Source organism: Dokdonella sp., assembly GCF_035703485.1.
Classification (GTDB): Bacteria; Pseudomonadota; Gammaproteobacteria; order Xanthomonadales; family Rhodanobacteraceae; genus Dokdonella.
Genome location: NZ_DASSYD010000025.1, coordinates 1 through 7,009, shown reverse-complemented (window position 1 = coordinate 7,009; position 7,009 = coordinate 1). Strand labels below are relative to the sequence as shown.

General features: G+C 59.1%; 9 protein-coding genes. 6 read left to right on the top strand and 3 right to left on the bottom strand.

Annotated elements, in window-relative coordinates; genetic code table 11:
* Window positions 1-1,063: type II toxin-antitoxin system HipA family toxin (locus VFN25_RS02165; RefSeq protein WP_325138332.1), on the bottom strand; the 1,063-nt coding region annotated here is incomplete at its 3' end.
* Window positions 1,060-1,410 carry a helix-turn-helix transcriptional regulator gene (locus VFN25_RS02160; protein ID WP_325138329.1) on the bottom strand — a complete coding sequence of 117 codons (351 nt, stop codon included), beginning with the start codon at window positions 1,408-1,410 and terminating at the stop codon, window positions 1,060-1,062. The genes VFN25_RS02165 and VFN25_RS02160, both read right to left, overlap by 4 nt.
* 191 nt (window positions 1,411-1,601) lie before the next feature.
* Here VFN25_RS02160 and VFN25_RS02155 point away from each other — a divergent pair, with 191 nt between their 5' ends.
* Together VFN25_RS02155 and VFN25_RS02150 are read left to right on the top strand one after the other, a co-directional pair.
* Window positions 1,602-1,994 (top strand): VOC family protein, encoded by a 393-nt coding sequence (locus VFN25_RS02155; RefSeq protein ID WP_325138336.1) that lies wholly within the window; start codon window positions 1,602-1,604, stop codon window positions 1,992-1,994.
* Between the two features lie 19 nt (window positions 1,995-2,013).
* Window positions 2,014-3,267, top strand: a complete 1,254-nt coding sequence (locus VFN25_RS02150) for a threonine synthase (protein WP_325138327.1) — start codon at window positions 2,014-2,016, stop codon at window positions 3,265-3,267.
* Window positions 3,268-3,279: 12 nt separating this feature from the next.
* Here VFN25_RS02150 and VFN25_RS02145 read toward each other — a convergent pair whose 3' ends face one another.
* Window positions 3,280-4,221 carry a DMT family transporter gene (locus tag VFN25_RS02145; protein ID WP_325138334.1) on the bottom strand — a complete coding sequence of 314 codons (942 nt, stop codon included), beginning with the start codon at window positions 4,219-4,221 and terminating at the stop codon, window positions 3,280-3,282.
* A gap of 151 nt (window positions 4,222-4,372) precedes the next feature.
* Between VFN25_RS02145 and VFN25_RS02140 the strand changes: the two genes are divergently transcribed.
* The 4 genes from VFN25_RS02140 to VFN25_RS02125 all read left to right on the top strand — a co-directional run.
* Entirely contained in the window at window positions 4,373-4,762 is a 390-nt protein-coding gene (locus VFN25_RS02140; protein ID WP_325138326.1) for an MAPEG family protein, read from the top strand.
* A 36-nt stretch (window positions 4,763-4,798) separates the two neighbouring features.
* Window positions 4,799-5,611 carry an aminotransferase class IV gene (locus VFN25_RS02135; protein WP_325138324.1) on the top strand — a complete coding sequence of 271 codons (813 nt, stop codon included), beginning with the start codon at window positions 4,799-4,801 and terminating at the stop codon, window positions 5,609-5,611.
* Window positions 5,608-6,240 (top strand): Pr6Pr family membrane protein, encoded by a 633-nt coding sequence (locus VFN25_RS02130; RefSeq protein WP_325138322.1) that lies wholly within the window; start codon window positions 5,608-5,610, stop codon window positions 6,238-6,240. The genes VFN25_RS02135 and VFN25_RS02130 overlap by 4 nt, the downstream gene beginning before the upstream one ends.
* A 47-nt stretch (window positions 6,241-6,287) precedes the next feature.
* Window positions 6,288-7,009, top strand: a 722-nt coding sequence (locus VFN25_RS02125) for an acetyltransferase (protein WP_325138320.1), incomplete at its 3' end; no start/stop codon positions are given.

The window sequence follows — 7,009 nt, the reverse complement described above, 5'->3', positions numbered from 1 at the left end:
TGTAGCTGTAGGTCAGATCAAATGCCGGCGACAACGACCAGCGCCCGGCCTTGTCCATCAGAAATGCGATGTTCTTGACGTGGTCATCCTGATTGCGCGCGATGATGTTGAAGGCCATGCGCCGGAATTGCTCCTCGATTGTCGTCATGCCGAGATCGAGCTGGCGGATCAGCATCAGGGCCTGTTCGTAGCTGTAGGCGCCGGCAAGATTGAAGTCGTAGTGGGCGAGGGCGGCAAGCGACTGCATGTGCCGCTTCTGGCCGCCGTCGAGGCGATCAAAGCGGCGTGTCATGAAATGGCGACGGCCGTTCTCTTCGAGCAGTCGACATTCGCCAATATCGATGCCTGCAGCACGCGCCATCAGCGCATAGGCGTATTCAATCGCGCCGTAGCCACTGGGGTCATCAAGTTCCTTGTCCTTGTTGGCGCTGACGCCATCGAACTTGAGGATCCAGTATTCGAATCCGCTACCGGCTTCGATCTGACCGGAACGCACTTCGTTGGTCGTGCGGTTCCAGGCGATGATCGCCTTGGCTCGGGCCCCGCCTGCCGAGGTTCCGACGCGCAGGATGTCACGCAAGGTGTCGGCGGAATGGTCGTCGGCGAACGAGTGATTCAATCGGCGGCGCTGACTGAGCACATCGGAAGCCAACTTCACCAGGGCATCGATTTCGATCCGATGACTGGCACTTGCCTTGGGCCCGGACGCCGGGGCGAATTCCAGCGCGCCCATGCCGCGGGCTCCGATATAGCAAAGTCGTTCGACCGCGTTGAAACTTTCCGGTGTGCGCCCCTGGGTAGCCAGCCAGGCATTGATCAGGGCATTGCCGAAGCGATCGGGGAGCGAGTCGGCGAGCATGCCGGGAAGGCCGTGAAACGATTCTTGAGCGAGCTTGGGAAAGGCGTAGATGCGCTCGTCGAGAGGCATCATCAGCGGTGCGACTTGGATATTGCTGGGTACAAACTCCGGCGTGTACTGGAATCGGGCTGTGCTGTTGGAGTCCTCGACCGAGACCGCGCCGATGGTACGTCCCCAGAGGCGAACTTCGGCGATCGTCGTCATGCCTCGTCTTTCCAGGCCCAGGCCGTCGGCGGCACTTCGGATTGGCGTGCCGAACTTGCGCGCTGGCGCTGTCGACCTTGAAGCTTGAGTTGCTCGATCGGGCTCGGTGGTATTTCCGGAATCAGGACATCGAGGCCATCAAGGAGGTCGAGTGCGCGCAGGATGCGAATGAAGTTCGAGAGCTGGGTTGATTCGCCGGCTTCGAGTCGTTCGACGGTCCGTTTGGAGACGCCCGAGGCGGTGGCCAGCTCGGCCTGGGTCTGGTTGCGCTGCAAGCGTTGACGGCTTACGCGTTCGCCGAGCATCTTGATGGCGCTGGCATCGGTAAGAAGGTTTTGTTTTGGCATAAATCACCGAAAATGGCGAATTGAGTTGGATAATACAGTGAAATCGTCATTAACGGCGAGCCGAAGAAAGACGACGTTGATGTATCGACTCGCGAATTATTGCGATATAACCTGATAATCTAGTGGTATTCGCCATATTGGACGAATAAAGTAACATGAAATGGCCTCGCGTCGCCGTCAAGGAGATTCCGATGTCGCAACAGTTTCACGCCATGGCCCTGGTCGTGCGCGACTATGACGAAGCGATTGAGTGGTACACCAAGGTGCTGGATTTCGAGTTGCTGGAAGACACGCCAAGAGAGCCCGGCAAGCGCTGGGTGCGGGTTGCTCCACGCGGATCGCAGGGCGCCTGTTTCCTGCTCGCTCGTGCACTGAATGACGAACAACTGACGCGCGTTGGCAACCAGACCGGTGGGCGAGTCTTCCTGTTTCTGCATACCGATAACTTCGCTGGCGACTACGCGCGCATGAAATCGAGCAATGTGCGCTTCTGCGAAGAGCCACGCCATGAGGAATACGGCAGCGTGGTTGTATTCGAGGATCTTTACGGCAATCGTTGGGATCTGATCGAGCCCAAATACTGATTCCGAACGGAGAAAAAATATGTCCTGCGTCCGCTGTCTGCGCGGTATCGCTTCCGGCGTCGAGTACTCCGCTGACGAGCCGATGAATCTTGATCCGGTTGATGCTCGGCCGGTCGAGATGGTGCTCGACATCGAGCGCCTTGCGGCTGAAAAGCCCGATCAGCAGTGGTATGACCCGGGTCGACGCGACATGTGGCGTTTCGGTGGCTTGATGGCGCTTGATGTCACCGATGCAAACGATGCCAGGCACATTGTCAGCCTCGGTGAAGGCGCCACGCCGCTGCTGGATTACTCGCGGCATCCGCTCGCCAAAAAGGCTGGAATCGAACTTGCCCTCAAGGAGGAGGGCAAGGCGCATCCCGGTTTCGGTGCGAACCCGACGCAGAGCTTCAAGGATCGCGGCATGGCCATGGTCGTCGCCCAGGCACGTCGTCTTGGCCTGCAGCGACTCGCTGTGCCAACCCAGGGCAATGCCGGTGACTCACTGACACGCTATGCGCAGGCGGCGGGACTGTCGGTCGTCGTGGCAATGCCCGACGATACACCGACGCCAATTCTCGGCAATGTCGCAGCGGCGGCGTTCCGCTATCCGGATCAGGTCATTCTCGAATTGATCGGACCGACGATTCGCGAGGCCGGTGCCTTGCTCAAGGAGAAATACATTGCACGGGGCTGGTTCTCGGTCGCCACGTTCCAGGAACCGGGCTGGCGCATTGAAGGCAAGAAATCGCTGGGTCTCGAATTGGCCGAACCGGCAGCTGGCGAGAGCCAATGGTCCCTGCCTGATGTCGTGATCTATCCAACTGGCGGTGGTACCGGCGTACTCGGCATGTGGAAGGCCTGGGACGAGCTCGAAGCCTTGGGTCTCATCGATTCACGGCGTCCGCGCATGATTTGCGTGCAAAGCGCCGCAATGAACCCGCTCGTGCGTGCGTTTGATCAAGGAGCCGCGGATACCACGGCGCTGCCCGGTGACGGCACGCTGGCGTTCGGCTTGAATGTGCCCGGCGGTGTAGGCCACTTTCGTGTGCTGGAGATCATTCGCGCCAGTGCGGGTGCTGCGGTAGGCGTGGATGAAGCCGACATCGCGACTGAACTGACCCGGGTATGGAATGACACGCACTGGTGGATCAGTCCGGAGGGAGCTGCCTGTCTCGCTGCCATGCCGCAATTGCTTGATCGTGGATTGCTCAGGCGAGGTGAGCGTGTGGTCGTGGTGAACACCGGTTCCGCAGAAAAGTATCTACCGGCACTACGTCATCTGCTTGAATAAGGCGGGTCGGCGCTACTCGAGAATGTTCTTTGCTTCGGCAACCGCGAGAATCTCGGGTTGCACATGTTTCTTGCGCCGGTCGATCAGCGGGTGGATGAACACCGCGCCAAGAATGATAACGACGCCGAAATAGAATTGCGGCGTCATCTCATGTTGCTCGCCGAACAGGATGGCGGCGAGGAAGATCGCGTAGACCGGTTCCATGTTGACCGCGAGTTGCGCGCCGAACGCGGTCATGTGGCGCAACGCCACCAGCGACAACGCGAATGGCAACAGCGTGCAAACGATCGACAAGGTTGCGATCAGCACGATGTCATGTCCGCTCGGAATGCTGAAAAGATCACCCGAGAACTCCGGAAAGATCCACGGCATCAGCGGCGACAGCAAGGTCAATGCGAGCGTGCCGGCGCCGAGTTCGATCCCGGTGACGGTCAGCGGATCGCCGTGCTCGACGAGACGCTTGTTGAGCGAGCCGAACAGGGCGACGAACAAGGCCGAAATCGCGCCAACGACGATACCGATACGGTAGTCGTCGGGAACACCACCGACGACCAGGGCAACGCCGGGAAGAACGGCAAGGCCAAGAATCAGCTCACGTTTCGAAAACGCACGGCGCGCCAGTTTCGGCTCTACAAGCGCGGTGAATGCGGTCGCCAGGGCGATGCAGGTTGCCGCGACGGATGCATTGGCCAGCTTGATCGCGCCGTAGAAGGTCAGCCAGTGCAAAGCCACGAGGACGCCGATTCCGGCATAAGAAAGAATCAGTTTTGGTGACATCACGCGCAGCCCGCGCCACGCTCGGGGCAACAAGGCGAGCACGACAACCACCAGCAGCATGCGCCACCAGACCAGCGGCAGGGCAGGCAGGGAGATCATCTTGCCGAGGATTGGCGTGAAGCCCCACAGCACGACACAAAAGTGGATCTGAAACTGGGCTTTGCTTGCTGGTGTCAGTGAACTCACGCGTCGATCTCGGGAGCAGTTCCGGGTTCGGAGGAACCGGGCGGGGCGCAAGGATGCCACAGCCCGATGCGCTGTGACGCGTGCGGAGCATGCACGTGACGAGAAAAGTGGGCACACTCGAAATTCAATACGGGAGGGTGTCATGTCGATCGAAATCAAGATGCTGGTCTGGTCCATCGTGCTGGGCCTGGTTCATATTCTTCTGGCTTCAATTTTTGTGACCCGGCAACGTGGCCTGAAGTGGAATGCAGGAGCGCGCGATGGCGTTGCCGAGCCTCTTGTCGGCATCGCCGGACGCCTGGATCGGGCCAGTCGCAATTTTCTCGAAACCTTCGTCTTTTTCGCCGTGGTCGTCGTGGCGCTGCAGCTGACCGGGAAAAGCGATGCGCAAACCATGCTCGGCGCACAGCTCTACTTCTGGGCGCGGCTTGTCTATCTGCCGGTCTATGCCGCCGGTATCCCGTATTTGCGCACGCTGGTCTGGGCAGTTTCGGTGGCCGGCCTGGTCCTGCTGCTCTGCGGATTGTTCTGAATCCTGACGCCCTGCGGATGCTGAGTCAGACCTGATATGGATCAAGAAGAATCGACGGATCGACGCATCGAGTTGAATGGTCGAAATCCCGGAGTCGATGAGCTGGCCTGGCTTGGCCAGGTCAATTATGGGCACTTCACCACGATGCAGGTTCGTGATGGCTGGGTGCGCGGTTTCGAGTTGCATCTGCAGCGCCTTGCTCATGCCACACGGATTTTGTTCGACCGAACTCTCGATGTGGATCAGGTTCGTGCATGGGCGCGCGGAATCGTCGCCGACAGGTCCGTGTCGCTGCGGATCACGGTGTTTTCGATGGCGTTCGATCAGGGACGCGGCGAGCATGCGTCAGCCGTCGACGTGCTCATGGCGACGCGTGCACCTCGTTTGCCGCGAGCAGCCACGCTGCGATTGCGATCTGTCCGGCATGAACGCGTGCTGCCGCAGATCAAGCACATCGGCATGTTCGATCTTCTGTATCACGCACGAGCGGCCAGAGTCGCTGGTTACGACGATGTGCTGCTGACCACGAATGACGGTGAAATCGCGGAAGGCTCGACCTGGAATATCGGCTTCTGGGACGGTCAGCAGGTGATCTGGCCGACGGCACCGGCCTTGCCGGGAATTACCCAAAAACTGCTGAACTCCGGCCTGCGCGCAAATGGCGTCGAAACGATGTCTCGCCCGGTCCATCTGCATTCACTGGCCGGGATTCGCAGTGCTTTCATCCTGAACTCCGGGTCGCTCGGCCCGATGATCGAATCGATCGACTCGCAGCGCCTTGCAGCCGATGCGGATCTTCCGCGCATCCTCGCGGCGGCCCATGATTCGCAATCGCTGGAGAAGATATGAAACTGACCAGAGCAATGGCAATCGTCGGCAGCCTGAGTACAGTCTCGGCTCTGCTGTTGCAGTATGTTCTGCTCGTTCGGCTGACCTGGGACGGTATCGGTCCAGCCCTGGCAACGGTGCAGTTCTTCAGCTATTTCACGATTCTGAGCAATCTGCTGGTCGCTATCGTGCTCGGTTTCGCCGCGTTTTGCGCGAGCCCGGGCAACAATGGTTTTCTTGCGAGTGCAAGGGTCAAGGCGGCCGTCGCGCTGTACATCACGGTCACCGGCTGCATCTATCTGTTTGTGTTGAGTCCGCTGTGGGCCCCTCAAGGCTTGCAATGGCTGGCTGACGTCGCCTTGCACTACCTGGTCCCCGTGATCTATCTGACATGGTGGATGACAGGCGTCCGCCATGGTTCGCTGGTCTGGCTCGATGCATTTCGCTGGCTCGCATTTCCGCTGGCTTTTCTGCTCTGGGTGCTGATTCGCGGTGCCTGGCTCAATGTCTACCCGTATCCGTTCATCGATGTCAGCGTGCTGGGAGCCGGTACCGTTGCGGTCAACAGTGTCGGCATCTGCGTGCTTTTCGTCGTGATCGGATGTTTGCTGATCACGATCGACCGCTGGCTGGGGCGTGCGCAGAGTTGATCGCACTGGTAGGGTGCGGCATCCATATCCGAATTGAATGATCGTCCATGTTGCAGTCCGTACTCGTCTATCCGCGCATTGTGCTAAATGCCTCGATCATCCTCGTCAATACGCTTGTTCATGCCGCGCCCCTGCTGTTGTTGGCCGTAGTCAAACTGGTCATTCCGATTCACCAATTTCGCGTCGTGATCTCGCGCATTCTGGTACAGATCGCGGAAAGCTGGATTTGGGTCAACAGTACCGTGGTCATCTTCACCACGGGCGTAAAGATTCAGGTGGAAGGATTGCAGGCGCTCCAGCGCAGAGGCTGGTATCTGGTCATCTGCAATCACCAGAGCTGGATTGATATTCCGGTGCTGCAGAAGGTGTTCAACCGGCGCATTCCGTTTTTGAAATTCTTCCTCAAGCAGGAACTGATCTGGGTGCCGATACTTGGCCTGGCCTGGTGGGCGCTCGACTTCCCGTTCATGAATCGCTATTCAAAGGAGCTGCTGAAGAAGCGACCGGAATTGCGCGGCAAGGACACCGAGGCAACGCGCAAGGCCTGCGAGAAGTTTCGCGATTTGCCGGTATCGGTGATGAACTTCGTCGAAGGCACGCGCTTCACCCAGGAAAAGCACGACCGTCGCCGTTCGCCATACAAGAACCTTCTGGTTCCACGTGCCGGCGGCATCGCCCTGGTCCTCGGCGCGATGGGCAGCATGCTCAATGCCATTGTTGATGTGACCGTGATCTATCCGCGCGGCCGCCCCGGGGTGATGGATTTACT